The 26,985-nt window shown below is 65.2% G+C and carries 23 protein-coding genes; 20 read left to right on the forward strand and 3 right to left on the reverse strand.

Features of this window, described 5'->3' with window-relative positions; genetic code table 11:
• Positions 1-71 precede the first annotated feature (71 nt).
• Positions 72-1,520 carry a TrkH family potassium uptake protein gene (locus tag JL811_RS13565; RefSeq protein WP_202689240.1) on the forward strand — a complete coding sequence of 483 codons (1,449 nt, stop codon included), beginning with the start codon at positions 72-74 and terminating at the stop codon, positions 1,518-1,520.
• 16 nt (positions 1,521-1,536) lie between these two features.
• Here the strand turns inward: JL811_RS13565 and JL811_RS13570 are convergent, their stop codons facing one another.
• On the reverse strand, positions 1,537-3,414 hold the full coding sequence (locus JL811_RS13570) for a serine protease (RefSeq protein WP_202689241.1): 1,878 nt from the start codon (positions 3,412-3,414) through the stop codon (positions 1,537-1,539).
• 269 nt (positions 3,415-3,683) lie between these two features.
• Between JL811_RS13570 and JL811_RS13575 the strand changes: the two genes are divergently transcribed.
• The 9 genes from JL811_RS13575 (at position 3,684) to JL811_RS13615 (ending at position 15,259) form a co-directional block, all read left to right on the forward strand.
• Positions 3,684-4,619: a glycine--tRNA ligase subunit alpha gene (locus tag JL811_RS13575; protein WP_202689242.1), complete on the forward strand. Its 936-nt coding sequence runs from the start codon at positions 3,684-3,686 to the stop codon at positions 4,617-4,619.
• Positions 4,616-5,134 (forward strand): DUF6446 family protein, encoded by a 519-nt coding sequence (locus tag JL811_RS13580; RefSeq protein WP_337924749.1) that lies wholly within the window; start codon positions 4,616-4,618, stop codon positions 5,132-5,134. The genes JL811_RS13575 and JL811_RS13580 overlap by 4 nt, the downstream gene beginning before the upstream one ends.
• A gap of 59 nt (positions 5,135-5,193) precedes the next feature.
• Positions 5,194-7,557, forward strand: a complete 2,364-nt coding sequence (gene glyS / locus JL811_RS13585; protein ID WP_202689243.1) for a glycine--tRNA ligase subunit beta — start codon at positions 5,194-5,196, stop codon at positions 7,555-7,557.
• Between the two features lie 248 nt (positions 7,558-7,805).
• A complete protein-coding gene (locus JL811_RS13590) occupies positions 7,806-10,367 on the forward strand; it encodes a putative PEP-binding protein (RefSeq protein ID WP_202689244.1) in 2,562 nt (853 codons plus the stop codon).
• A gap of 174 nt (positions 10,368-10,541) precedes the next feature.
• On the forward strand, positions 10,542-11,177 hold the full coding sequence (locus JL811_RS13595) for a cell wall hydrolase (protein WP_202689245.1): 636 nt from the start codon (positions 10,542-10,544) through the stop codon (positions 11,175-11,177).
• 163 nt (positions 11,178-11,340) lie between these two features.
• Complete coding sequence (locus tag JL811_RS13600) at positions 11,341-12,234, forward strand: dihydroneopterin aldolase (RefSeq protein ID WP_202689246.1); 894 nt, start codon at positions 11,341-11,343, stop codon at positions 12,232-12,234.
• Between the two features lie 82 nt (positions 12,235-12,316).
• Positions 12,317-13,327, forward strand: a complete 1,011-nt coding sequence (gene folP / locus JL811_RS13605) for a dihydropteroate synthase (protein WP_202689247.1) — start codon at positions 12,317-12,319, stop codon at positions 13,325-13,327.
• Positions 13,324-14,667, forward strand: a complete 1,344-nt coding sequence (gene glmM, locus JL811_RS13610) for a phosphoglucosamine mutase (protein WP_202689248.1) — start codon at positions 13,324-13,326, stop codon at positions 14,665-14,667. Before folP ends, glmM begins: the two co-directional genes overlap by 4 nt.
• 97 nt (positions 14,668-14,764) lie before the next feature.
• The gene (locus JL811_RS13615) at positions 14,765-15,259 is read left to right on the forward strand and encodes a GyrI-like domain-containing protein (RefSeq protein ID WP_202689249.1); all 495 of its coding nucleotides are present in this window, start codon (positions 14,765-14,767) and stop codon (positions 15,257-15,259) included.
• A 79-nt stretch (positions 15,260-15,338) separates the two neighbouring features.
• On the opposite strand, the gene ilvC is transcribed toward JL811_RS13615, so the two are convergent.
• On the reverse strand, positions 15,339-16,361 hold the full coding sequence (gene ilvC / locus JL811_RS13620; protein ID WP_202689250.1) for a ketol-acid reductoisomerase: 1,023 nt from the start codon (positions 16,359-16,361) through the stop codon (positions 15,339-15,341).
• Between the two features lie 128 nt (positions 16,362-16,489).
• On the opposite strand from ilvC, the gene JL811_RS13625 reads away from it, so the two are divergent.
• From JL811_RS13625 to JL811_RS13635, 3 genes are all read left to right on the forward strand, one after another.
• A complete protein-coding gene (locus JL811_RS13625) occupies positions 16,490-16,948 on the forward strand; it encodes an Lrp/AsnC family transcriptional regulator (RefSeq protein WP_202689251.1) in 459 nt (152 codons plus the stop codon).
• Entirely contained in the window at positions 16,945-17,403 is a 459-nt protein-coding gene (locus JL811_RS13630; protein ID WP_202689252.1) for an Lrp/AsnC family transcriptional regulator, read from the forward strand. Before JL811_RS13625 ends, JL811_RS13630 begins: the two co-directional genes overlap by 4 nt.
• Before the next feature lie 84 nt (positions 17,404-17,487).
• Positions 17,488-18,624 carry an aminotransferase class V-fold PLP-dependent enzyme gene (locus tag JL811_RS13635; protein ID WP_202689253.1) on the forward strand — a complete coding sequence of 379 codons (1,137 nt, stop codon included), beginning with the start codon at positions 17,488-17,490 and terminating at the stop codon, positions 18,622-18,624.
• A gap of 14 nt (positions 18,625-18,638) precedes the next feature.
• Here JL811_RS13635 and JL811_RS13640 read toward each other — a convergent pair whose 3' ends face one another.
• Positions 18,639-19,850 (reverse strand): cytochrome b/b6 domain-containing protein, encoded by a 1,212-nt coding sequence (locus JL811_RS13640; protein WP_202689254.1) that lies wholly within the window; start codon positions 19,848-19,850, stop codon positions 18,639-18,641.
• Between the two features lie 194 nt (positions 19,851-20,044).
• On the opposite strand from JL811_RS13640, the gene fabD reads away from it, so the two are divergent.
• The 7 genes from fabD (at position 20,045) to JL811_RS13675 (ending at position 26,937) form a co-directional block, all read left to right on the forward strand.
• Complete coding sequence (fabD, locus tag JL811_RS13645; RefSeq protein ID WP_202689255.1) at positions 20,045-20,977, forward strand: ACP S-malonyltransferase; 933 nt, start codon at positions 20,045-20,047, stop codon at positions 20,975-20,977.
• Between the two features lie 124 nt (positions 20,978-21,101).
• Positions 21,102-21,839 carry a 3-oxoacyl-[acyl-carrier-protein] reductase gene (gene fabG / locus JL811_RS13650; protein WP_202689256.1) on the forward strand — a complete coding sequence of 246 codons (738 nt, stop codon included), beginning with the start codon at positions 21,102-21,104 and terminating at the stop codon, positions 21,837-21,839.
• A 294-nt stretch (positions 21,840-22,133) separates the two neighbouring features.
• Positions 22,134-22,367 (forward strand): acyl carrier protein, encoded by a 234-nt coding sequence (locus JL811_RS13655; protein WP_202689257.1) that lies wholly within the window; start codon positions 22,134-22,136, stop codon positions 22,365-22,367.
• 211 nt (positions 22,368-22,578) lie between these two features.
• A complete protein-coding gene (gene fabF, locus JL811_RS13660) occupies positions 22,579-23,841 on the forward strand; it encodes a beta-ketoacyl-ACP synthase II (protein ID WP_202689258.1) in 1,263 nt (420 codons plus the stop codon).
• Positions 23,841-25,019 (forward strand): endolytic transglycosylase MltG, encoded by a 1,179-nt coding sequence (gene mltG / locus JL811_RS13665; RefSeq protein ID WP_202689259.1) that lies wholly within the window; start codon positions 23,841-23,843, stop codon positions 25,017-25,019. The genes fabF and mltG overlap by 1 nt, the downstream gene beginning before the upstream one ends.
• A 273-nt stretch (positions 25,020-25,292) precedes the next feature.
• On the forward strand, positions 25,293-25,646 hold the full coding sequence (locus JL811_RS13670; protein WP_202689260.1) for a hypothetical protein: 354 nt from the start codon (positions 25,293-25,295) through the stop codon (positions 25,644-25,646).
• Positions 25,594-26,937, forward strand: a complete 1,344-nt coding sequence (locus JL811_RS13675) for a DNA-packaging protein (RefSeq protein WP_202689261.1) — start codon at positions 25,594-25,596, stop codon at positions 26,935-26,937. Before JL811_RS13670 ends, JL811_RS13675 begins: the two co-directional genes overlap by 53 nt.
• Positions 26,938-26,985 lie beyond the last annotated feature (48 nt).

The raw sequence follows: 26,985 nt of genomic DNA on the forward strand, positions 1-26,985 counted from the left end.
CTGGCCGGGCCGGAGCCGCGCAACGCGGCCGAGGCTTGACAGGCACAGGGCCGCAGGCCAAGCCTCGGCGCATGATCGACCTGCGCCCAGTCGGATATGTGATCGGATTGCTGCTAATGGCTTTGGCGGCGATGATGCTGTTTCCGATGATGCTGGACCTTGTCGCGGGCAATTCCAACTGGGCGGGCTTTCTGGAATCGGCGATCGTGACCGCGTTGTTCGGTGCCATTTTGTCTTTGGCCTGTGCCAATGGATCGGGGCGCGGTCTGACGCTGCAACAGACCTTTCTGCTGACCACCGCGACCTGGGTGATGATGCCGCTTTTCGGGGCCTTGCCCTTCATCATCGGCGCGCCTGATGCCTCGGTCACGGATGCCGTTTTCGAATCCATGTCGGGCATGACCACGACCGGCACCACAGCCTTTGTCGCGCTGGACAGCCTGCCGCCGGGCACGAATCTCTGGCGCGGCATCCTGCAATGGCTGGGCGGTCTGGGGATCGTGATCGTTGCGATGATCTTCCTGCCGGTGATGAAGGTGGGCGGGATGCAGTTCTTCCGCTCGGAAGGGTTCGATACTCTGGGCAAGGTGCTGCCGCGCGCGCTCGATATCTCATCGGCGCTGATCCAGATCTATATTGCGCTGACGGTGGTTTGCGCGGTGGTCTATTTCGCCCTTGGCATGTCGGGTTTCGATGCGGTGATGCATGCGCTGACCACGGTTTCCACCGGCGGGTTCTCGAATTACGACGCATCCTTTTCGGTCTTTGCCGGGCCGCTGGAATATGTGTCGGTGCTGTTCATGGTGCTGGCCTCGCTGCCCTTCATCCGCTTCATCCAGCTGACGCAGGGGTCGCTTCTGCCGCTCTGGCAGGATCCGCAGGTGCGGGCCTATGTGCGCTGGATGGCCTATGCGACACTGGCCATCGTGGCCTATCGCGTTCTGGCGCTGGAGCATGATTTTTTCGATGCTCTGCGCCAAAGCCTGTTCAACCTTGCCTCGATCAATTCGGGCACCGGCTATGCCTCGGCCGATGTCGCGGCATGGGGGGCTTTTCCCTTTGTCATCGCGATCCTTGCGGGGCTGGTGGGGGGCTGCACCTCCTCGACCGGGTGCTCGGTCAAGGTGTTCCGCTATCTTGTGGTGTTCGAGGCGATCCGCGTGCAGATCCGCCGCCTGCAAAGCCCGCAGGCGGTGATCGAACCGCGCTATCAGGGTCAGCGCATCGGCCGGGATGTGATCGATTCGGTGATCGTTTTCTTCACCATGTTCATCCTGACCTTCGGCGTGCTGGCCGTGGCGCTGTCACTGACCGGGCTGCATACGCGCACCGCCTTTACTGCCGCCTGGACGGCGGTGGCCAATATCGGGCCGGTCTGGGGCCCCGAGGTCAGCCGCAATGGCGGGGTGACCGACTTCCCCGCCAGCGCGCGCTGGATCATGATCTTCGGCATGCTGGTCGGGCGGCTGGAACTTCTGTCAGTCTATGTGCTGTTTATGGCGCGGTTCTGGCGGGCCTGAGGCCCGCCGGACCCCGTCATTTCCAGCAGGAAACCAGAACCGTCATCGCCGCCGCAACCTCGGTCAGATCCTCGGGCGAAAGCGCGCCGTTCCGGTCTGCGGATCGCAGGGTCATCTGCGTCCCAAGGCTGGCCGAAATCCGGTCGGCAGGGCGCAGGAAGGCTACGCCATCGGGCAGCACCCGTCCCTCGGGCGCGCCACCGGGCAGCAGCATTCCCAGTACGGCACCGGTCGCGTCGATCACAGGGCCGCCCGCATCGCCGGGCATGGCGGCAAGACCCAGGCGGGCAAGCCCGGTTTCGCCCGAAAGCCCCGTCACCTCTTCCAGCGAGCCGAAGGTCAGGGTCGGGGCGGGCAGGGCCGCCTCATAGGAATAGCCCGCCACGGCCACCTCACGGCCCAGACGGCCCAGATCATCGGCAAAACCTGCATGATGCGCGGGGGCCAGCGGGCGCGTCGGACGCAGCAGGGCCAGCCCTTCGGCCTCATCCACCGCAGCGACTTCGGCATCCGTGTCGCGGTCAATGGTGATGCGGCTGCAGGATTGCAGAACATCGGTGGTGGTCAGAACGTCGCCCGTGGCCGAGACAAAGAAGCCCGAGCGCGACACGGTGGGGCGGCGCACCTCCATGCCCGCCAGCAAGCCGCGACGGACCCCGTCATCCAAAGGCACAAGGCCGGGGTCAAGCGCCCGCCCCCCGATGGGTTGAAACGAGGCGCCGATGGCCGTGATCGCGCGGGCGGCGCGGTCTTCCAGCGCGGGGTCGGCGGGGTTCCAGATTACCATATAGCCCTTGACCAGCCCCTGACTGAGTTCGGCAAAGGAATAGGAGGCAGTATCGCCGTTGCGGGCCGAGATCGAGAACGAGCGTTCGCCCAGAATCCGGTCCCCCGAGGCGGGAACGTCACGCAGGGTCTGCAGCACATCGTAAAGCCCGTTCAGGGCCGCACGGTCGCCCGGTTTCGAGATCAGCACGACCCGCAGCCCGCTGTCGTCCTTTTCGCGGTAATGGACGAAAGGCGGCTCATAGGCATCGAATTCGACCAGCGCGAGCGGCAGATCGACCTCGATGCCGGATTCGTTTTCGGTCACGCGCTCCAGCCCCAGTTCGGCCTCGATCCGGGCAAGCTCATCCAGCATCTGGGCGCGCTGCGCGGTGGTCATGACGCCGGTGTCGTCATACCCGTTGGCGGCCTGCCATGCCGCCATCGAGGCACGGGTTCCCGGACCGAAAGCGCCGTCAATGGCGGCGGTGTAATGGCCGAACCATTTCAGCGCGGACTGAAGCTCTTCGCGTTCGCTGCGGGTCAGGCGGGATTCGGATTGCCGCGCCTCGGCAAGGGTTTCGTCGGGCAGGGCCGGGGCGGGCTGAAGCGGGGCCGGCATGTCGGTCTCAGCCGGCGCTGGCGCGGTTTCCGCAGGCGCGGCCTGCGCATTGTCCGTTGCACCGTCAAGCGGGGTTTCGACGATTGCGGGCAGATCGCCCGGTGCCAGCGCCGGGGGCGCGGCTTCGGGCGCGGCTTCGGACGGGGCGGTGAAATCCTGCACCGGCTGGGCGGCAGGATCGGCGCCGATGGGCCAATAGGGCTGGCGGAACTGTTGGCCCGCCGCGATGAAACTGTCGGCAGGGATCAGATTTTCAGACCGCAGTTGCGCCAGCCGGGCAAGGCCCGCATCGGGCGAATAGGGGCCAAGGACAATGGCATACCAGCCCGAGGTCATCCGGAACCCGGCCACATCGGGAAACACCTGCGCATAGGCGCGGGCGCGGGTTTCGGCCTGGGTCAGGGTTGGCTGCGCTTCGATCTGGACCCATGCGCGCTCCTGTGCGCTGGCGGCGAGGGACAGCAGCATCCCGGCGCAGAGGGTCAGGAGAAAGGCGGCATGTCGCATGGGTATTCCAATCCTGGGTCCGGATACAAAGCCCCTGCGAAGCACAAATTTGCGGATTTGGCCAGAGCCGAGTGCCGCCGCCAGCCCCTTGCACGCGGGGTTGTGACCAGGGCGGGAGCCTCCGGCGGAGGTATTTCGGCCAAGGTGAAATCACAGTCCGCAAGGCCGGGGGGCTGCGGCAGGCGGAAGATGGGCGCAGGGGCGGGCGCATTGACGCTTTGGCCCCTTGCGCCTAATGAGGGCGCGACACTCCGAGCCGGGAAAATGCCATGTCCGATGCCGCCCCAACCGTGCCCAGCAGCTTTCAGGAAATCATCCTGCGGCTGATGACCTATTGGGGAGGCAAGGGCTGCGCGGTGCTGCAGCCCTATGACATGGAGGTGGGGGCGGGAACCTTCCACCCGGCCACCACGTTGCGCGCGCTGGGGGACCGGCCCTGGGCTGCGGCCTATGTCCAGCCCTCGCGCCGCCCGACCGACGGGCGCTATGGCGAGAACCCGAACCGGTTGCAGCATTATTATCAGTATCAGGTGCTGATCAAACCCTCGCCGCCGGAACTGCAGGATCTTTATCTGGGATCCTTGCGCGCCATCGGCATTGATACCGACCTGCATGACATCCGCTTTGTCGAGGATGACTGGGAAAGCCCGACGCTGGGCGCCTGGGGGCTGGGCTGGGAGGTCTGGTGCGACGGGATGGAAGTCAGCCAGTTCACCTATTTCCAGCAGGTCGGCGGCCATGACTGCCGGCCCGTTTCGGGGGAACTGACCTATGGGCTGGAGCGGCTGGCCATGTATGTGCTTGGCGTCGATCATGTGATGGAGATGCCCTTCAACGATCCCGCAAGCCCAATTCCGCTGCGCTATGGCGACGTGTTCCGCCAGACGGAACAGGAATACAGCCGCTGGAATTTCGATCAGGCCGATACCGGGATGCTGTTCCAGCATTTCAAGGATGCCGAAGCCGAATGCGAACGGATCCTTGCCGCGGATGAGATGGACAAGGCGGGGCGGCGGATCGTTATGGCCCATCCGGCCTATGACCAATGCATCAAGGCTAGCCATCTGTTCAACCTGCTGGATGCGCGGGGCGTGATCTCGGTGACCGAGCGGCAGGCCTATATCGGGCGGGTGCGGGCGCTGGCGAAGAAATGCGCCGATGCGTTTGTCACGACCGAGGCCGGGCGGTCGGAGGCCCTGACATGATGGGCAAGATTCTGGCGGCCTCCATCGTCGTCTCGGCGCTGATCGCCGGAATCGCGATCTATTATCTTCAGGTCTATGCCTATTACGATGAAATCACGGCAGGATCGCCCGAGGCGCGGGTGACGCTGACAACGGCGGATGGTGCGGTCGAGGAGATTGCGGTGACCGATTTCCGGGGCATCGATTCCGACAGTTCCCCGATCCGCTATCGCGCCTGTTTCCGGCTGACCGTGACCCCCGATGCCACGACGCATCGCCCCTATGACGGGGCCGAGCCGTTGGTCGCACCGGGCTGGTTTGACTGTTTCGACGCGCGTGAGATCGGCGAGGCGCTGGCCGCAGGTCAGGCAAGTGCCTGGATGGGAGAAGAGAACCATCGCTATGGCATCGACCGGATCGTGACCGTGCTGCCCGATGGCCGCGCCTTTGCCTGGCAGCAGATCAATGCCTGCGGCAAGGAAGTCTTCGACGGCAATCCGGCGCCGCCCGGTTGCCCGGCGCCACCTGTGCGCTGACCCCCCCCCGCGCCCTTTGATCCGACCCCGCCCGTCCCTGCCGTCAAGGAACCCGACCGATGCCCGATCTTCTGCTTGAACTTTTCTCCGAGGAAATTCCCGCCCGGATGCAGGCCCGCGCCTCGGATGATCTGCGGCGGCTGGTGACGGATGGGCTGGTCGAGGCGGGATTGACCTATGCCTCGGCGGGCGCCTTTGCGACGCCGCGCCGTCTGGTACTGACGATCGAGGGGCTGTCGGCCCGGTCGCAGCCGCTGCGCGAGGAGCGCAAAGGCCCCAAGGCCGATGCGCCCGATGCGGCGCTTCAGGGCTTTCTGCGCTCAACCGGGCTGACGAAGGACCAGCTGGAGTTGCGGGATGACAAGAAGGGGCAGGTCTGGTTCGCGGTGATTGAAAAACCGGGGCGCGAGGCTGCCGAAATCGTGGCCGGGGTGGTTGAGGCGACGATCCGCAATTTCCCATGGCCGAAGTCGATGCGCTGGGGGACGGGCAGTTTGCGCTGGGTGCGCCCGCTGCAGTCGATCCTGTGTCTCTTGAGCGATGAATCCGGGGCCGAGGTCGTGCCGGTCACGGTGGATCACCTGACAGCAGGCAACACGACCGAAGGGCATCGTTTCATGGCGCAGGGGCGTTTTGCGGTCAGCAATTTCGACGATTACCGCGCGAAACTGCGCCGCGCCTTTGTCATGCTGGACCCGGCCGAGCGCGCCGCGACGATTGAGGCCGAGGCCAGCAATCAGGCCTTTGCGCGCGGGCTGGAACTGGTGCCGGATGCCGGGCTGCTGGCCGAGGTTTCGGGGCTGGTGGAATGGCCCGTGGTCCTGATGGGCGATATTGGTGCGGATTTCCTGCATCTGCCGCCCGAGGTGCTGCAAACCTCGATGAAAGAGCATCAGAAGTTCTTTTCGGTCAAGAACCCGAAAACCGGGCGGATTGAGGCTTATGTGACTGTTGCCAACCGCGAAACAAAAGACCATGGCGCGACGATCCTTGCAGGCAACGGCAAGGTGCTGGCGGCGCGCCTTTCGGATGCGCGGTTCTTCTGGGACAATGACCTGCGGGTGGCGAAGGCGGGGATGGGGGATTGGGCCGAGGGCCTGAAATCCGTGACCTTCCACAACAAGCTGGGGAGCCAGGCGGACCGGATTGACCGGATCGCGGCGCTGGCGCGGGAAATCGCGCCGTTGGTTGGGGCGGATGCCGATCAGGCAGAGCGCGCGGCGCGTCTGGCCAAGCTGGACCTGCGGTCGGCGATGGTGGGGGAATTCCCGGAATTGCAGGGCGTCATGGGGCGGTATTATGTGCTGGAGGCCCTGTCGGCTGATGCGGCTGGAGGCCCCGGGTCAAGCCCGGGGCGGGTATCCGCGATTGCCGATGCCGCGCGGGATCACTATTCGCCGCTGGGGCCCTCGGACGCCGTGCCGACAGAACCTGTGAGCGTGGCGGTGGCACTGGCCGATAAGCTGGACACGCTGACCGGGTTCTGGGCGATTGACGAGAAACCGACGGGCAGCAAGGACCCCTTTGCGCTGCGGCGGGCGGCGCTGGGGGTTATCCGACTGGTGTTGGGGAATGGGGTGCGCGGGCATCTTCTCGACATCATTGATGTTTCTGCAGCGCAGGTTTGGTACTCACCCGCCTTGGCTCGATCACTCTACATGCTGCCCCAATCGCTCACGCCCGAGGCTAAGAACTGGCTTGGGGTTTGCCATGTACATCCAACAGAAGCAGGCGAAGAGCCGCCAGTGTTCCTATGTTCCTTTGTCGAGTTTCACACCGCTCTAAGGTCAGAACTAGTTGTGGACGATGCTGAGGTTTGGTTCGACGACCTTGATGCTGACCACCAACTTGTGGACGATCGTATCATTAAAGGAGACCGCCGTCTCCGCAGCCTCACCGCCGACCTCCTCGCCTTCTTCCACGACCGCCTCAAGGTATTCCTCCGCGACGAAGGCATCCGCCACGACATCATCGACGCCTGCATCGCCATGCCGGGCAATGACGACCTGACGCTGCTGGTCACCCGCGCCCGCGCGCTGTCGGAGTTCCTGAAATCCGATGACGGCACCAATCTTGTGCAGGGCTTCAAGCGGGCCAATAACATTCTGACCCAGGCCGAGGACAAGGACGGGGTGGAATATTCCTTCGGCGCCGATCCGAAATTCGCCGAAACCGAGGCCGAGCGCGCGCTGTTCGCCGCCCTTGATTCCGCCGAGGCCACCATCGCCCCGGCCATGCAGGCCGAGGATTTCCCGGCGGCGATGGCAGCCCTTGCCAAACTCCGCGCCCCGATTGATGCGTTTTTCGAAACGGTGCAGGTCAATGCCGACAGTGAAATCCTGCGCCGCAACCGGCTGAACCTTCTGCACCGCATCCGCGCGGCCTGCGCGCCGGTGGCTGACCTCACGCGGATCGAAGGCTAGGGCGGGGCAGGGGGCGTCCTGCCCCCTCGGCCTTCGGCCTTCACCCCCGGGGATATTTGCCGACAGAAAAAGCCCGCGTCCCTTTTTCTGTCCTGAAATATCCTCGGGGGGAGGGCCTGCCGCTTGCGGCAGGTCCGTCGGGGGGCAGACAGCCCCCCGTGCCTTGGCCTCCCCGTTCTGCGGCCCCGTAACGCTTGCGTGACCCGCGATTGGCACTATGCTGCGGCCACAAACCGGAAGGTGCCGCAGTGCAGAAATTCGACCCCCTCCCCGATTTTGCGGAAATCACGCCAAGTGCGGCAATCGCGGCCCAAACCCATGGCTGGCGGGCGAAATGCCTGCAGCGGCTGATCCGGCTGGACATGCCGGTGCCGCGCTCGGTTTCGCTGCCGGCCAGTCTTGTGCGGTGCATCGCGGCGGGGCAGGCGATGGATTATGCCTCGGTGCTGCATTTGTTCGGGGAACGGCCCCTGATCTCGGTGCGCCCCTCCCCGGCCAATCCGGACTGGGGCGGGCCTTCGACGGTTCTGAATATCGGCATGAACGGCGCGCGCCATGCCGAACTGGTTGAACGGCACGGGCAGGCGGCGGCCGATGCGCTGTATCTGCGCTTCGTGCAGGGCTATGCGGTGCATGTGGCGCGGCTGGACCCGGACATGTTTGAGGGGCGCGAGCCTTCGGGTGAGGCGCTGCGCGCGGCGCTGCGCGCCTATGCCGATGAGATGGAGGAACCTTTCCCCGAAGATCCCGCGCGGCAATTGTCCGAGGTGCTGCGGTCGATGGCGCGGGCCTGGGAGGGCACATCGGCGCGGCTGTTGCGACAGGCCAAGGGCGCGCCCGAGGATGCCGCATTGGGGCTGGTCGTGCAGGCAATGGCGCAGGGGATCGGGCAGGGCATATCGGGTTCGGGCGTCATCCAGTTCGTCGATCCGGTGACGGGTGAGCCGCAGATCACCGGGCGCTGGCTGCGGCAGGCGCAGGACCGCGCGGCGCTGCGCGATACGGATGAGGCGCTCTATCTGACGCGCGATGCGCGCGGGCCGTCCTTGCAGGATATCGCGCCCGGGATCTTTGAGACGCTGTCGCGTCAGGGCACCGCCTGCCGCGCCAAGCTGCGCGAGGAAATGCAGATCGAGTTCACCATCGAGGATGGTCGCCTTGCGGTGATTGATGCGGTTCGGGTGCAGCGGTCCAGCCGCGCGGGGCTGCGGATTGCGGTCGATCTGGCGGATGCGGGCATCATCACCCGCAATGAGGCGCTGCTGCGGGTTGAACCGCGCGCCCTGTCGGAACTGCTGCATCCGCAGGTCGATCCGCGCGGACCCCGCGATGTCTTTGCACGCGGCATTGCCGCCAGCCCGGGCGGTGCAACAGGGCGGATCGTGTTTTCCTCTGCCGGTGCGCAGGCCAGCGCCGCGCGGGGGGAGCCTTGCATCCTTGTCAAACGCGAGACCGCGCCCGAGGATATCCGCGGCATGCATTCGGCGGCGGGGGTGCTGACCGAACGGGGGGGCATCACCTCGCACGCCGCAGTGATCGGGCGGGGACTGGGCCTGCCCTGCATCGTGGGTGCATCCGATCTGCGGATCGACCCGCGCGAACGCCGCATCACCGGCGCGGATGGGCGGGTATTCCGCGAAGGCGATATCGTGACGGTGGACGGCACCACCGGTGAGGTGCTGGCCGGGGCTGCGGATATGCTGCCGCCCGCGCTGGACGGCCATTTCCGCAAGCTGCTGTCCTGGGCCGATGCGGTGCGCGATATCGGCATCCGGGCCAATGCCGACACACCCGCCGATGCGCAGACCGCCCGGGATTTCGAGGCGCAGGGCATCGGTCTGTGCCGGACCGAACATATGTTCTTTGAGGATGCCCGGCTGGTCGCGATGCGGGAGATGATCTTTGCCGACAGTCCCAAGGACCGGGCGGCGGCACTGGCGCGGATCCTGCCGATGCAGCGCAATGATTTCGTGCAACTGTTCGAGATCATGGAAGGTCTGCCGGTCTGTATCCGGCTGTTCGATCCGCCTTTGCATGAATTTCTGCCTCATTCACGCGACGGGATGCGGGAACTTGCCGAGGCGCTGGACCGCCCGCTGTCCGAGGTGACGCGCCGGGCCGAGGCGCTGACGGAATTCAACCCGATGCTGGGCATGCGCGGCGTGCGGCTGGGGATCGTGCTGCCCGAGATCTACGACATGCAGGCGCAGGCGATTTTTGAGGCGACGATCGAGATTGCCGCCCGGGGCGGGTCGGTCGTGCCGGAAATCATGATCCCGCTGGTTTCGGCCAAACGCGAGGTGGAACTGGTCAAGACGCGCGTCGATGCGGTCGCGGCAAAGGTGCGCACCGCCAAATCGCGTGATTTCGACTACAAGCTGGGCGTGATGGTCGAGACGCCCCGGGCCGCGCTCAGGGCAGGCGATATCGCCCAGCATGCGGCCTTTCTGTCCTTCGGCACGAATGACCTGACGCAGATGACCTATGGTCTGTCGCGCGACGATGCCGGGCGTTTCATGAACACCTATGTCCAGCAGGGCGTCTTCCCCGAGGATCCGTTCCATATTCTGGATGTCGACGGGGTGGGGGAGCTGTTGCTGATCGGCGCAGAACGCGGGCGGCGCACGCGGGAAAAGCTGGTTCTGTCGATCTGCGGCGAACATGGCGGCAACCCCGAATCAATCTCCTTCTGCCGCAAGGCGGGGTTTGATTATGTCTCCTGCTCGCCCTATCGGGTGCCGCTGGCCCGGCTTGCCGCAGCGCATCTGGCGCTGTTGGAGCCGTTGATTGAGGATGTGGAAATTCAATAGGTTAGCGATAGCCATCGGCCAGGTTTCGCCGATCTTTGACTGCGCGCTGTTGCAATTATGTAACACAATGTGGACAGTTTGATATTTTTGCAGTAAGGCTCACCCCGCTGCCTGCGGACAGGGCCGGTTTTACCGGTCTGGGTGGCCTATTGAAACAACCCGGGAAAACGACCCATGCGCTTGTGCAAAAGCACGCTGGGCGGCCTTATATTGCTGCTTGCTACGGGTGTGACATCTCACGCCGATGTCACCACCAGCCAATCGAATGCGCCGGTTTCGCGCATTTCCGGCCTGCTATCTCTTGAGCATTCTGCCTTGGCCAATGTGCCCAAGGCAACACGTAAAAGCACCGAGAAGGGCAGTTCACAGGTTAGTTATGACCGCGTCTGGCTGGCGGATCAGCCTGCGGTGAGCGGCGGTCAGGAATGGGCCTGTCTTGCCAAGGCGCTGTATTTCGAGGCGCGGGGCGAGACGGTGAAGGGTCAGTTTGCGGTGGCCGAGGTGATCCTGAACCGGGTCGACAGCGGGGCCTATCCGAATTCGGTCTGTGCGGTTGTCAATCAGGGATCAGGGCGCCGCAACGCCTGTCAGTTTTCCTTTACTTGCGATGGCAAGGATGACCGGATCCGCGAGGCCGATGCCTATGATGCGGCGGGCAAGATCGCGCAGGTGATGTTGAGCGGCGCGCCCCGGAAGCTGACGCAGGGGGCCACGCATTTCCATACCACGCAGGTCCGGCCCCGCTGGGCGCATCGCTTTCCGCGCACGGCGCAGATCGGTGCACATCTGTTCTATCGTCAGCCGCTCTGATCAGTCCGCACGCTCTGACCTGCCTGCAAAGGGTTTGCAAAAGGGGCGCGGATGTCGCGGCCCTTGCACCGGGGGGCGGCTTCGGGCAAGCGGGGGGCGCGGCGGGTGGTGATCCTGCCCGCGACGACCGGCCCTGAACCAGCCCTCTGGCGCGGAGACGCAGATGACCAGCGATATCAGCCTTGCCTTCGCCCATCCCGAGGAGCGGGCAGCGGCCTCGGCCAGCGCCGATCCGCGCGACCGGATCAGCCTGCGCGACCATGTGGTCGAGGCCGATATCGGCGCCTTTCAGCAGGAGCGCGGACAAAAGCAGCGCCTGCGCTTCAACGTGGTTGTTGAAACCCGTCCCCATCCCGCGCCCCTGGCCGATGATGTCGATCTGATCCTGTCCTATGACCGGATCACGGAATCGATTGAGGCGGAACTTGCCGAAGAGCGGCTGAACCTTCTGGAAACGCTGGCCGAACGAGTGGCCGAGCGGGTGCTGGCAGAACCGCAGGCGATGCGGGCCTTCGTGCGGATCGAGAAGCTGGACCGTGGCCCCGGCGCCTTGGGCGTCGAGATCGTGCGGTCTCGCGCCGGGGTGCCGATGCGGGTTGATGAGGCGGCGGTGCATCCGGTTGTTGTGCATCTGGACAATGCCGCCCTTGCCGCTGACGATCTGCCCCGGCGGCTGGATCAGTGGGAGGCGCGGGGGCTGCCGGTGATCCTGACCGTGGGGCTGCCCGATCTGCCGCGCCCGGTGACCGGGCACGGGCCAACGCAGCGCCGGATTGACCTTCTGGCCATTGAACAGAACGCCTGGGCGCTGGCCGCGCGCGATCCGCGCTGTGTGGTGGTGGCGACCCGGACCGAGATCGACTGGGCGATGAAACATGGCCGCACCATCGTCTGGGCGCCGTCAAAACTGGTGCTGGACGCGGTGGACGGGCCGCAATCGCGCGATCCGGTGGCACTGGCGCTGTGGCTGGCCGAGGTGATGGCAGCGGACCGTCTGCTTGTTCACGGTGGCGTTTCAGTTCCGGCGGGAAGCCGCGTGCCGGTTGAACGGCTCTGACGGCCGCCCTTGCTCCGGTCCGGGTGATGCGGCACATCAGAGGCCCGGCCCCGGGGATGAGGGGCGCGAACCAGCGGGCGGCATGACTGTTTTCCGACCTCTTCCGCAGACCGGACCGGCGCGCTCCGACACGGCACTGCCGCTGGCGGGGGGCTGGTGCTGGTTCAGCCATGCCGAAGTGCTGGAACGTGGCCGCGCGCCGCTGGTGATCCCGGTTGCGGAGGTGCCCGCCGGGGCGCTGGCGCGACTGACCGCGCCGCGGAACCTGTCGGATCTGCCCACAACACGCCCCGCCCTTATGGGTATTCTGAACGTGACGCCAGACAGCTTTTCCGATGGCGGTCGTTTTCTGGATGCGGGGCAGGCGGCGGCGCAGGCGCGCGCCATGGTGGCGGCGGGGGCCGATATTCTGGATATCGGTGGCGAAAGCACCCGGCCCGGATCGGCCGAGGTTCCCGAAGACGAAGAAATTGCGCGCACCGCACCGGTGATTGCCGCGCTGCGGGCTGAAGGGGTCGAAACGCCCATCTCGATCGACACGCGCAAGGCGGGCGTGGCGGGCGCGGCGCTGGCGGCGGGGGCGAATATCGTCAATGATGTCGCGGCACTGGGCCATGATCCGGCGCTTGCACCACTGGTTGCGGAACGCGGCGTGCCGGTTTGCCTGATGCATGCGCAAGGCGACCCCGCGACGATGCAGGATGATCCGCGCTATGACGATGTGGTGCTGGATGTCTATGACTATCTTGAAGCGCGCATCGCTGTGGCCGAGGCGGCGGGGATTTTGCGCGCGCGGATCATCGTTGACCCCGGCATCGGTTTTGGCAAGACGCTGGCGCATAATCTGGCGCTGATCGCGCGACTGTCGATGTTTCACGCGCTGGGCTGTCCGATTCTGCTGGGCGCATCGCGCAAGCGGTTCATCGGCACGCTGAGCGATGAGCCGCAGGCCGACCGGCGGGTGGCGGGGTCGCTGGCCGTGGCGCTGGCCGGGGCGGCGCAGGGGGCGCAGATCCTGCGTGTCCATGACATGAAAGAGACACGACAGGCGCTGACCCTCTGGTCGGCCTGCAACGGAGGGACCACGCAATGAGCCGCAAGCTTTTCGGAACTGATGGGGTGCGGGGACGGGCGAATAGCCATCCGATGACGGCGGAAATGGCGTTGCGGCTGGGCGCGGCTGCGGGGCGGTACTTCCGCCGAGACGGATCGGCCGCGCATCGCGTGGTGATCGGCAAGGATACGCGCCTGTCAGGCTATATGCTGGAAAACGCGCTGACGGCGGGGCTGACCTCGACCGGGATGAATGTGCTGCTGCTGGGGCCGGTGCCGACCCCTGCGGTGGGGTTTCTGACCCGGTCGATGCGCGCCGATCTGGGGGTGATGATCTCGGCCAGCCACAACCCGGCGGATGACAATGGCATCAAGTTCTTCGGTCCCGACGGGTTCAAGCTGAGCGATGAGGCCGAAACCGCGATCGAGGCGATCCTTGAGGCCGAGATCGTGCCTGCGCGGCCCGAGAATATCGGACGGGCGCGGCGGATCGAGGATGCGCGGGGGCGCTATCAGGAATATGCCAAGACGACCTTTCCGGCGGGGCTGCGTCTGGACGGGCTGAAGGTGGTGGTCGATTGCGCCCATGGTGCGGCCTATAAGGTTGCCCCCGAGGTGCTGTGGGAACTGGGCGCGACGGTCGTGCCGGTCGGCGTGTCGCCCAACGGGCGCAATATCAATGACCGTGTCGGATCCACCCATGTCGAGACCGCCGCCGAGGCGGTGGTGCAGCATGGGGCGGATGTGGGCATCTGTCTGGATGGTGATGCCGACCGGGTGATGATTCTGGATGAACAGGGCCGCGTTGCCGATGGCGACCAGATCATGGCGATGATGGCGGGCCGCTGGGCCGAGGAGGGGCGGCTGCGCGGTGGCGCGCTGGTCGCCACCGTCATGTCCAATCTGGGGCTGGAACGCTTCATGCAGGCGCGCGGTCTGCGGCTGGAGCGCACGGCGGTCGGAGATCGCTATGTGGTGGAACGGATGCGGGCGGGGGGCTTCAATCTGGGGGGCGAACAGTCCGGCCATATCGTGATGACCGATTATGCGACAACGGGCGATGGCATGATCGCGGGTCTGCAATTCCTGTCGGAAATGGCGCGCACGGGCCAGCCCGCAAGCGCCCTGACACAGCAATTCGCCCCTGTGCCACAATTATTGAAAAATGTGCGGTATCAGTCGGGAAGTGACCCGATCGGGACATCAAATGTTCGAAAAGTGATAGATGATGCCGAGGCAAGACTGGTCGGGACCGGGCGTTTGCTGATCCGGAAATCGGGGACCGAACCCTTGATCCGCGTGATGGCGGAATGTGAGGATGAACAGCTGCTGGCCGAAGTGGTGGATGACATTGTCGGCGCGGTCGAGGCGGCGGTCTGACCGCCAGACAGAGCCACCCTGACGACGCGGCCGGATTGGACCTGTGGGCCCATTTTGTGCTATCTTGCAATGGTTCCCGGTTCGCAGAGGCTTTCGGATGCTGACCCTGCCTGAAATCACAAGGCGGGAGGTGACGCCCTATCTGGCGCTCAGGGCGCAGGTATCGCTGCCCTTCGATGATCAGCTTCCGGCCATTCTGGACAGGCTGTTCGCGACGGTGGCCGAGCATGGGCTGACCATCTCGGGGCCGTTGTTTTTCAAGCATGATCTGGTCGTGATGCCCGAGCTTGAAATGGAATTCGGCCTGCCGGTGGACAGGCTGATTGACCCGCGTGCTGCTGATATCGTGTCGGCGGAACTGCCTGCGGGCCGTTATGCAGAAATTACATGGTTCGGCCGCTATGACCCGCTGATTACCGTGAATGCGGTGCTGATCGGCTGGGCGGCGCATATGGGGCTGACCTTCGATTCATGGCCAGATGGCCGGGGCGAACGCTTTGGCTGTCGGCTGGAAATCTATCACAACAGCCCCGGGGAAGAGCCTGAGCCCGAAAAGTGGCAGACGACTGTGGCGATCCGTCTGAAAGAGTGACGTGGCCTTTGAAGTCACCGCAAAGCACCAAAAAGGGCGCCCGAAGGCGCCCTTTTGATTGTCACGATGCAGTCCCTAATCAGTTGCGGGCCTTGTCGACCATCTTGCCCTTGGAGATCCAGGGCATCATGCCGCGCAGTTTCTCACCGACCTTCTCGATCTGGTGTTCGTCATTGATGCGGCGCGTCGCCTTGAACGAGGGCTGGCCGACGGCATTTTCCTGCATGAAATCGCGCACGAACTTGCCGGTCTGGATGTCCTTCAGAACCGCTTTCATGCGGGCCTTGGTTTCCTCATAGGGCAGGATACGCGGGCCCGAGACATATTCGCCATATTCGGCGGTGTTCGAGATCGAGTAGTTCATGTTCGCGATGCCGCCTTCATAGATCAGGTCGACGATCAGCTTTACTTCGTGCAGGCATTCGAAATAGGCCATTTCGGGCTCATACCCGGCTTCGACCAGCGTCTCGAAGCCCATGCGGATCAGTTCGACCAGACCACCGCAGAGCACGGCCTGTTCGCCGAAGAGGTCGGTTTCACATTCCTCGCGGAAATTGGTCTCGATGACGCCCGAGCGCCCGCCGCCGATGGCCGAGCAATAGGACAGGCCGATTTCCAGCGCCTTGCCGGTCGCGTCATTGTTGACCGCAACAAGGCAGGGCACGCCGCCGCCTTTGACATATTCGCCGCGCACCGTGTGGCCGGGGCCTTTGGGCGCCATCATGATGACATCGACGCCGGGTTTCGGCTCAATCAGCCCGAAATGCACATTCAGACCATGGGCAAAGGCGATGGCCGAGCCTTCGCGCAGGTTGTCATGAACGTATTTCTTGTAGGTTTCGGCCTGCAATTCATCGGGCATGGTGAACATGATCAGATCGGCCCAGGCGGCGGCCTCGGCGATGCCCATGACCTTGAGACCTTCGCCTTCGGCCTTCTTGGCGGAAGGGGAGCCTTCGCGCAGGGCGACGACAAGGTTCTTGGCGCCCGAATCGCGCAGGTTCAGCGCATGGGCATGGCCTTGCGAGCCATAGCCCAGGATCGCCACTTTCTTGTCCTTGATGAGGTTCACGTCGCAATCGCGGTCGTAGTAAACGCGCATGTCTTGGTCCTTTCGGGTTTCACTGGCGTGCAGAATAGGCAGATGCAGGAAAGGATGGGCGCAAAATTTGCCATTACTTTCCGATTTGCGTAATGATCATGCCCAATGATGAAGATTATGAAATAATCATGCAGATAGACGATACCGACCGCCGCATCCTGCGCCATCTGCTGGCCGATCCGGACCTGTCCAATGCCGATCTGGCGGCGCGGGCGGGGGTGACCACGGCAACCTGCTGGCGGCGGCTGGACCGGCTGCGCGCGGGCGGCGTGATACGCGCGACGGTGGCCGAGATCGACTGGCGGCGGCTGGGATATGCGGTCGAGGTGTCGCTGCGCTTCAATCTCGACAAGACCAACCCCCGCGCCTTTGACGAATTTCTGGATGCCGCACGGCAGGTGCCCGAGGTGACGGGGATCGAGACCTTTCTGGGCCGGGTCGATCTGCGGCTGACGGTGATCGCGCGCGACATGGCACATTATCAGGAAATCTATCGCAGGCGGATCCTGACCTTGCCGCATATCGCCGATATCGAGGCGTTGATGCTGGTGGCGACGATCAAGGATGAGGGGGCACTGCCGGTATGATCGACCTTGACGACATGGATCGCGCAATCCTGCGCAGGCTGGTGCAGGATGCCACAATCGGGGCAGGCGCGCTGGGGCGGGAACTGGGTCTGGGCCAGCCCGCGACATGGCGGCGTATCCGGCGGCTGGAGGAGGCGGGGGTGATCCGGGGACGGCGTGTTGTCGTGGACCGCGCGGCACTGGGGTTCGGGGTGACGGTCTTTCTGGGCGTCAAGCTGGCAACCAAGGGACGGGTCAGTCTTGAGGATTTCGAGCGCGCCGTGACCGCCATTCCCGAAGTGCAGGTCGTGCAGCATGTGCTGGGACTGTTTGATTACCGTTTGCGCGTGGTCGCCCGCGATCTGGCGGATTTTGAACGCGTCCTGCGGCGGCGCATCATGACGCTGCCCGGCGTGGGGCAGGTGGAGGCCAATGTGCTGTTGTCCGAGGAGGGGCGGCCGGGTCCGACAGGCTGACCGCGTAGGGCGTGGGGCGATTCGCGCTGGCCCTGACCGGCAGGGGCGCGTTAGGTAAGGGGCCCAAGCAAAGGAGATCCCGCCATGACGCATCTGCCGCATTCCCATATCGACCCCGATGGGTTGCAGGAATTCTCGGTCGTTTTCACGGATCGGTCGCTGAACCACATGTCGGCACGGTTCCAGAAGGCGATGCGCGAGATCTCGGACGGCCTGCGGGAGGTTTACGGCGCGGTGGCGGTGGCGGTGGTGCCGGGCGGCGGAACCTATGCGATGGAATCAGTCGCGCGGCAGTTCGGGCGCGGTGAAAAGGTGCTGGTGCTGCGCAATGGCTGGTTTTCCTTCCGCTGGAGCCAGATTTTCGAGGCGGGCGGTTTTGCAGCGGCTGTCGAGGTCGTTATGGCGCGCCAGACCGGCAATGACGCCCGCGCGCCCTATGCGCCGCCCCCGGTGGAGGAGGTCGTGGCGCGGATCCGCGAGACCCGCCCCGCCGCGGTTTTCGCGCCACATGTCGAGACCAGTTCGGGGATCATCCTGCCCGATGAGTATATCCGTGCCATGGCCGATGCGGCGCATGAAGTGGGCGCGCTGATGGTGCTGGACTGCATCGCCTCGGGCTGTGTCTGGGTGGATATGGCGTCGTCCGGCGTCGATGTGCTGATCTCGGCACCGCAGAAGGGCTGGTCGGCCTCCCCCTCGGCGGGGCTGGTGATGCTGTCGGAGCGGGCGGCGGCGCGGCTGGACGGGACCACATCAGACAGTTTCGCACTGGATCTGAAGAAATGGCGCGCGATCATGGCAGCCTATGAAGGGGGCGGCCATGCCTATCATGCCACGATGCCCACCGATGCGCTGATCGGGTTCCGCGATGCGATGGCCGAAACCCGCGAAATGGGGTTTGAGGCCGCGCGGGAGGCACAATGGGAACTGGGGCTGGGCGTGCGGGCGATGCTGGCCGCGCGCGGGGTCCGGTCGGTCGCGGCTGAGGGGTTCGGCGCGCCGGGGGTTGTCGTCAGCTATACCGAGGATCCGGCGGTGCAGAACGGCGCGCGTTTTCGCGAACAGGGCTTGCAGATCGCGGCGGGTGTGCCCTTGCAGGTCGGCGAGGGGGAGGCGTTCCGGACCTTCCGCCTTGGTCTCTTTGGTCTGGACAAGCTGCGCGATGTGCCGGGCACGATGGCCCGGCTGGAACGCGCGCTTGAGGCGGTTGGGCGGATCTGACCTGCCGGAACGGGTCAGGGTGTAACGCGGGTGGCGGTCAGGGCGATGTCGAGGGTGACGGCAAAGCCCACCGTGGCCTCGTCGCCATAGCTGGCCCCGATGCCGAAATCGCGGCGGTCCAGCACGGCGCTGCCGGTCATGCGGGCCTGATCCCCGTCAATCGCCAGCGTGAAGGGCAGGCGCAGCGGGTGAGTGATGCCGCGCAGGGTCAGCGTGCCCTCGGCAACGTAGCCCGTGCCATCGGGGGCAATCGCGGCCTCGAAAACCGCGTCGGAATGGGCGGCGGTATCGAGGAAATCCGCGCCTTGGGCTTGTGTGGTCACCGACCCCAGACGCAGGCTGGTCATGTCGATGCGCACGCGGGTCTGGCCGGTGGGCGGGGTCGCGCGGTCGTCGAAGCGGATCTCGGCCTGCCAGGTTTCGAACTGGCCCGAGACGGGGGCGCCCAGTTGCTGAACCGTCAGGCCCAGCGTTCCCTCGGCCACCTGCCAGTTGCCGCCGTTTTCGATGGCGGTCTGGGCCGTGGTGGGCGCAGATCCCGAAGGCTGGCCCTGCCCCGTCCCAAGCCACAGCGCAAGCCCGCCGCCCGCGATAAAGATCACGAGGGCGGTCAGCGCGGCGGCCCGCGGTTTCACGGTGGCCTGCGCCCCGTCGGTCGGGGCGGCAAGGCCCGAGACCATGCGTCGCAGGGTTGCATCACGGTCGATCAGATGGTGTTTCAGGGCGCCTGCGACATGCAGGATCACCGAGGCGGCCAGCAATTTGGTAAAGACCCCGTGCAGGGCCGCCGCGCCATGGGCGATGGTTTCCGAGGTGGGCACGAAGGGCAGGCCCTGTCCGAACGGCCAGAGGATCGGCGCAAAGGCGGTGGTCGCCGCGTGATGCACCCAGCCGGTCAGCGGCACGGCGAGCAGCGCGATATAAAGCATCCAGTGGACCGCCCCCGCAACGAAGGTCTCAAACCGCCGCTCGGGATGCAACGGCTGCGGATGCGGCTGGGTCAGCGCCCAGAGGATGCGGGCAAGGCCGGTAAAGAAGGCCGCGATCCCCAGCGTCTTGTGCAGCGAAAAAAGCTGCGCTTTGCGCAGCAACTGGTCGGATGTGTCATAGGGCAGGTCATTGGCGATGACACCCAGCGGCAGGGCAATCAGGATCAGCCCGGCGGTCAGCCAGTGAAGCACGCGCGCGATGCGGCCATAGCTGCGGGTCGTGTTGGCAAGGGACATGATCGGACTCCGGTAACTGTCGCGGCGCAGATTAGAGGCGATGCTGCACCTGCGAAAGTCCGGCCCTGCACAGGCCCTGTGCAAAGCGGCCACTCCCTGCAGACGGGGCTTGAGAGATTGCGCGCAGGCAGGCGCTGGGCTATTCCCGGTCAGGACGCAGGGACAGCGGCGCCAGGGCGCGCAGTGGAGGACAGATGACGCGGGCATTCGTATTTCCGGGGCAGGGCGCCCAGACCATCGGCATGGGGCGGGCGCTGGCCGAGAGCTATCCGGCGGCGCGGGCGGTCTTTGACGAGGTGGACGAGGCTTTGGGCGAAAAGCTGTCGGCGCTGATCTGGGAAGGCGATATTGCCGAACTGACATTGACGCAGAATGCCCAGCCCGCGCTGATGGCAACCTCGATCGCGGCCCTGCGGGCGCTGGAAGCGGAAGGTATGCCGCTGGAGGGCACGGCGGATTTCGTGGCTGGTCACAGCCTTGGCGAATATTCGGCGCTTTGCGCGGCGGGATCCATCGGTCTTGCCGATACCGCGCGCCTGCTGCGCATCCGGGGGGCCGCGATGCAGGAGGCTGTGCCGGTCGGCGTCGGGGCGATGGCGGCCCTGCTGGGGCTGGATTTCGCCACGGCGACCGAAGTGGCGGCCGAGGCGGCCGAGGGCGAGGTCTGTCAGGCGGCCAATGACAATGATCCGGCGCAGGTGGTGGTGTCGGGCCATCGCGGCGCAGTGGAGCGTGCGGTGGAGATCGCCAAGGCACGCGGCGCGAAACGGGCGCTGCTGCTGCCGGTCTCGGCCCCGTTCCATTGTGTGTTGATGGAGCCTGCGGCGGCGGTAATGGGCGATGCGCTGGCAGGCGTGGTCATTTCAGCCCCGGATGTGCCGGTAGTGGTGAATGTCCGCGCCGAGGCGGTGACCGAGCCAGACCGGATCCGGGCGCTGCTGGTGGCGCAGGTGACGGGCGTGGTGCGTTGGCGCGAATCTGTCGAATGGATGGCCGGGGCCGGGGTCACCGAGTTCTGGGAAATCGGTGCGGGCAAGGCGCTGTCGGGCATGATCCGTCGCATCGCGAAAGAGACCACGACCCGGAATATCGGCACGCCCGAGGACATTGCTGCCCTGCGCGGCTGATCCCTGCGGGAGCTCTGTGTCATGGGCCGGTGCGGTCGCGCCGGATGAAACCGGGCCGCAGGCCTGATCACGCAATTCCCGGCGGTGTTTCTGCGTCGGGGCGGAACTGCAAAAGGAGTGAGGCATGTTCGATCTGACGGGAAAGACGGCGCTTGTCACGGGCGCCTCGGGCGGGATCGGCGCCGATGTGGCGCGGGCCTTGCATGGTGCGGGCGCGGTGGTCGGCCTGTCGGGGACACGGGTCGAGCCGCTGGAGGCGCTGGCGGCAGAGCTTGGCGGGCAGGCGCATGTGCTGCCCTGCAACCTGTCGGATGCCGCAGCCGTCGAGGCCCTGCCCAAGGCGGCCATTACCGCAATGGGATCGGTCGATATTCTGGTGAACAATGCCGGGATCACCCGTGACAACCTGTTCATGCGGATGTCGGATGAGGAATGGCAATCGGTTCTGGATGTGAACCTGACCTCGACCTTCCGGCTGTGTCGGGGTGTGCTGCGGGGCATGATGAAGGCGCGTTGGGGGCGGATCGTCAATGTCTCGTCGATCGTGGGATCGACGGGCAATCCCGGGCAGGGGAATTACGCGGCCTCGAAGGCCGGTATGGTTGGCATGTCCAAAAGCCTTGCCGCCGAAGTGGCCAGCCGGGGAATCACCGTTAACTGCGTGGCGCCGGGGTTCATTGCGACGGCAATGACCGACAAGCTGAACGATGAACAGAAGGGGCGCATCCTGACCCAGATCCCGGCGGGGCGTATGGGCGATGCGGCCGAGATTGCGGCGGCAGTGCTGTACCTTGCCAGTCCCGAGGCGGGCTATGTCACCGGGGCAACGCTGCATGTGAATGGCGGCATGGCCATGATCTGACCGGGCTTTCCGCCGCTTGCGCCGCGCGCACGGCGGGAGCATGGCAGGGGCCAGGGCGGGGGATGTCCTGCCGGTTGATCGTCGGCGGAGCGGATTGCCCGGAACGGGCAATCAGAAGAAGACGGGAAAGCGTTTGCCTTGGCTGGCGGCGCTTGCTATAGGCCCGACGAAGACGCCGGGCGGAAAGCTGCGGCCCTGACGCGATCCGATCCGTTCAAGGACGGTCGCACAACCGCCCCCCGGGGCAAGGGACACCAAGGCGGGGCCGTCTGCCCCCAACTGCGAGGAAGAGACATGAGCGACATCGCCGACCGCGTGAAGAAGATCGTCGTCGAACATCTGGGCGTCGAGGAAGACAAGGTGACCGAGAGCGCCTCGTTCATCGACGATCTCGGCGCGGACAGCCTTGACACGGTCGAACTGGTCATGGCTTTCGAGGAAGAATTCGGCATCGAGATCCCGGATGACGCTGCCGAAACGATCCAGACCTTCGGCGATGCGGTGAAATTCATCTCGGCTGCCGTCTGATCACGGTTGCTGCCGATACGATTACAAGGGCGCCCCACGGGGCGCCTTTTTCATTTAGCCTGTAGCCCCTGCCGAGTTTCTGCCGACCGTTTCCGGAAGGGGGATTGCCGCGCAGCCCGCGCCGGATTGTTGCGCGCGCAGACGGGGCCGTGTATCAGGCTGGGCGAGGATGGGTCCCTTCGCGCGGGCCCGGGCTGCAGAAGGATTTGCCATGCGTCGCGTCGTAATCACCGGACTTGGAATGGTCACGCCTCTTGCCTCGGGTGTGGAGGCGACATGGGAACGGCTGATTGCGGGGCAATCCGGGGCGGGGCCGATTACCCGTTTCGACCCGTCGGGGGTGGTGACACAATATGCTTGCGAGATCCCTTATGGTGATGGCAGCGACGGCAGCTTCAACCCGGATGACTGGATGGAGCCGAAGGACCGCCGCAAGGTCGATGATTTCATTCTTTACGGCATGGCAGCCGCGCAGCAGGCCGTGGCGGATTCGGGCTGGAAACCGGCCACCGAGGACGAGAAATGCCGCACCGGCGTCATGATCGGATCGGGCATCGGCGGGCTGACCTCGATTGCCGAAACGGCGGTCCTCATCAAGGAAAAGGGGGCCAAGCGTGTCTCGCCTTTCTTTATTCCCGGTGCTCTGATCAATCTGGTCTCGGGGCAGGTCTCGATCCGGTTCGGGTTCAAGGGGCCTAACCATGCGGTGGTGACCGCCTGTTCCACCGGTGCCCATGCCATCGGTGACGCGGCACGGCTGATCGCGTTCGACGATGCCGATGTGATGGTTGCGGGCGGGGCGGAAAGCCCGATCTCGGAAATCGGGATTGCGGGCTTCAATGCCTGCAAGGCGCTGTCCACCAAGCGCGCGGATGATCCCACCAAGGCCAGCCGGCCCTATGACGCCGACCGCGACGGTTTCGTGATGGGCGAGGGCGCGGGCGTGGTCGTGCTGGAGGAATACGAGCATGCCAAGGCACGCGGCGCGAAGATCTATGCCGAGGTGCTGGGTTACGGTCTGTCCGGCGATGCCTATCACATCACGGCCCCGTCAGAAGATGGCGATGGCGGATACCGTTCCATGCAGATGGCGCTGAAGCGGGCCGGGCTGGAGCCGTCGCAGATTGATTATATCAATGCGCATGGCACCTCGACCATGGCCGACACGATTGAGCTTGGCGCGGTCGAGCGGCTGTTGGGCGAAGCGGCTGAGACGGCCACGATGTCCTCGACCAAGTCGTCCATCGGGCATCTGCTGGGGGCTGCGGGCGCGGTCGAGGCGATCTTCTGCGTTCTGGCAATCCGCGATCAGGTTGCCCCGCCGACGATCAATCTGGACAATCCGGCGGTGGCGCCGAAGCTGGATCTGGCGCCGAACAAGGCGGTGAAGCGCCGGATCGACGTGGCCTTGTCGAATTCCTTCGGCTTTGGCGGCACCAATGCCAGCCTGATCCTCGGGCGGGTGACGGACTGATGTGGCGCGCCATCGCCTCTAACGCGCTGACGCTGATCATCGTGATTCTGGTCGTGGTCTCGGGGCTGCTGGCCTGGGGGCGGCAGCAGTTCACAGCGCCGGGACCGCTGGCGGATGCGGCCTGTGTTCGGGTGGAGCGGGGCAGTTCGCTGAGCGCGGTCAGTCGGACGCTGGAAGGGCAGGGCGTGATTACGGATGCGCGCATCTTCCGGATCGGCGCAGATTATTCCGACAAGGCGGCGGGTCTGAAGTTCGGCAGCTATCTGGTGCCGCCCGGGGCCTCGATGGTGCAGGTGCTGGATATCGTGACGGCGGGCGGACAATCGACCTGCGGCCGCGAGGTGAATTTCCGCATCGGGGTCACGCGGACGGATGTGATCCTGCGCGAGCTTGACCCGACAACAAGCCGCTATGTCGAGGTCGTGGCCTTCGATCCTTTCGCCGAGGCCGTGCCGCAGGATTATGTCGATGCGGCAAGCGACAGCGACCTGCGTTATCGGGTGACGCTGGCCGAGGGTGTGACCAGCTGGCAGGTGGTTGAAAGCCTGAAACGCGCCGATTTCCTTGAAGGCGAGATCGCGGAAAACCCGCCTGAGGGCAGCCTTGCGCCGGACAGCTATGACTCGTCCCGCGGCATGGAGCGTGCTGCGCTGATTGCCCAGATGCAGCAGCGTCAGGACAGAATTCTGGCCGATCTCTGGGCGTCACGGCAGGACGGGCTGCCCTATGCCAACCCCGGCGAGGCGCTGATCATGGCCTCGATCGTGGAAAAGGAAACCGGTATGCCCGAGGAACGCGGGCAGGTGGCGAGTGTCTTTGTCAACCGGCTGCGGCAAGGCATGAAACTGCAGACGGACCCGACGGTGATCTATGGTGTGACCCAAGGCGAAGGCGTGCTGGGCCGGGGACTGCGGCAATCGGAATTGCGGCGCGAAACGCCATGGAACACCTATGTCATCGACGGTCTGCCGCCGACGCCGATTGCCAATCCGGGCCGGTTGAGCATCGAGGCGACACTGAACCCCGATGAAACGCCCTATATCTTCTTCGTGGCCGATGGCACGGGGGGGCATGCCTTTGCCGTAACGCTGTCCGAGCATAACGAGAATGTCGCCCGCTGGCGGCAGATCGAGGCACAGCGCGGCGAGGATGGAGTGACAGGCGTTCAGGGGGATTGAACGCTGGCGGTTTTGTGTACACCGCGGTCGTGAATGAGATTCATGGCGGTTGCAGGGGCTGCTCTACGATGTGCCCTGACGGAATCCGCTAATAAACTGTTAAGATCGGGTTCGCTTAAGAGCCTGATATACAGCAATAAACTTGACTTTCCGGACGCTTCTCTCTAACGTTCGGGCAGGCTGGAAGAAATGCATCAGGCGGCACGGGGAAACCCGGGCCGCTTTTTCATTTCGCTTGTGCGGGGGCAGCATGAGAGGCGGGTGCAGCAGGATATGACCAATGACATCTCCGAGGGAGAGAGGCCGGCAGTGGAATTGCTGACCGTGGCGGAAGACATTTTTTCACAGGCGGCACTGGCGCTCGGCCGCGTGGTTCTGGCGCTGGACGATCCGGCGGCTGAACCCGCGCCGGGGGAGGCGCGCGCGAAACTGGCGCTGCAGGCGGTGCGCGATCTGCGCATGGCCTATCAGATCGCCATGGAGGAAAGGGCAAGAGTTGACAAACTTCGCAGACAGGGTGCCGGACAGGCCGGAACCGGGGCGGCCGGGCCCCTTCATTTTGACGCCGCGCGCGATGAGATCGGGCGCAGGCTGGCTCGCCTCCGCGACGCCGGACCTGGTGGATGATTTCGTTGAAGGGCTGAGTGACAACGCATTGCTGTCCTTGCCCTGGCTGTTCGAATTCTGGGCGCTGCCGCATCAGTTGCCGCCCGATGGCGCATGGAAAAGCTGGGTCATCATGGGCGGGCGCGGCGCGGGCAAGACCCGGGCGGGGGCCGAATGGGTGCGCGCCGAGGCGGAAGGGGCGACACCGCGCGAACCCGGCCGGGCGCGCCGCATCGCCCTGATCGGAGAGACGGAAGACCAGACGCGCGAGGTGATGATCTTCGGGCCCTCGGGTATTCTTGCCTGTTCGCCCCCCGACCGCCGCCCGGCATGGGAGGCGACACGCAATCGGCTGGTCTGGCCCAACGGGGCGGTGGCGACGGTCTATTCCGCGTCGAACCCCGAGGCGTTGCGCGGGCCGCAATTTGATGCCGCATGGGTTGATGAACTGGCGAAATGGAAACGCGGGCAGGATGCCTGGGACATGCTGCAATTCGCGCTGCGGCTGGGGGACAATCCCAGGCAGGTCGTCACGACGACCCCGCGCAATGTCGGGGTGCTGAAGGCGATCCTGCGCAACCCGTCAACGGTCGTGACCCATGCGCCGACCGAGGCGAACCGCGCGCATCTGGCGGAAAGTTTTCTTGAGGAAGTGCGCGCGCGCTATGGCGGCAGCAGTCTGGGCAGGCAGGAACTGGGCGGAGAGTTGCTGGAAGAGGCCGAGGGCGCACTGTGGCAGGCGGCGGCACTGGATGCTGGGCGCATTCCGGTTGCACCGGAATTCGACCGGTTGGTGGTGGCGGTCGATCCGCCGGTGACGGGCCATGCGGGATCGGATGAATGTGGCATCGTGGTGGTGGGGGCCATCACCAGGGGCCCGCCACAGACCTGGCGGGCGGTGGTGCTGGAGGATGCGAGCCTGCGGGCCGCGAGCCCCGACCAATGGGCGCGGGCGGCCTTGGGCGCAATGGAACGGCACGGGGCGGACCGGCTGGTGGCCGAGGTCAATCAGGGCGGCGATCTGGTCGAGGCGGTGATCCGGCAGATCGACCCTTTGGTGCCCTATTGCGCGGTGCGGGCCAGCCGGGGCAAATCCGCCCGGGCCGAGCCGGTGGCCGCACTTTATGAACAGGGGCGGGTGGCGCATCTGCCCGGTCTGGGCGCGCTGGAGGATCAGATGTGCCAGATGACGCAGGGCGGTTATCTGGGGAAGGGCAGCCCTGACCGCGTGGATGCGCTGGTCTGGGCGCTGACCGATCTGCTGATCGCCCCGGCCCGCAGCTTTGCGCGGCCCAGCGTTCGGTCGCTTTAAGGAAACGCAAAGGATTTGCTTCAGAACCAGATGCAGAACGCGGCCCGG

The sequence above is a fragment of the Szabonella alba genome, from assembly GCF_016765775.1.
Taxonomy (GTDB): Bacteria; Pseudomonadota; Alphaproteobacteria; order Rhodobacterales; family Rhodobacteraceae; genus Szabonella; species Szabonella alba.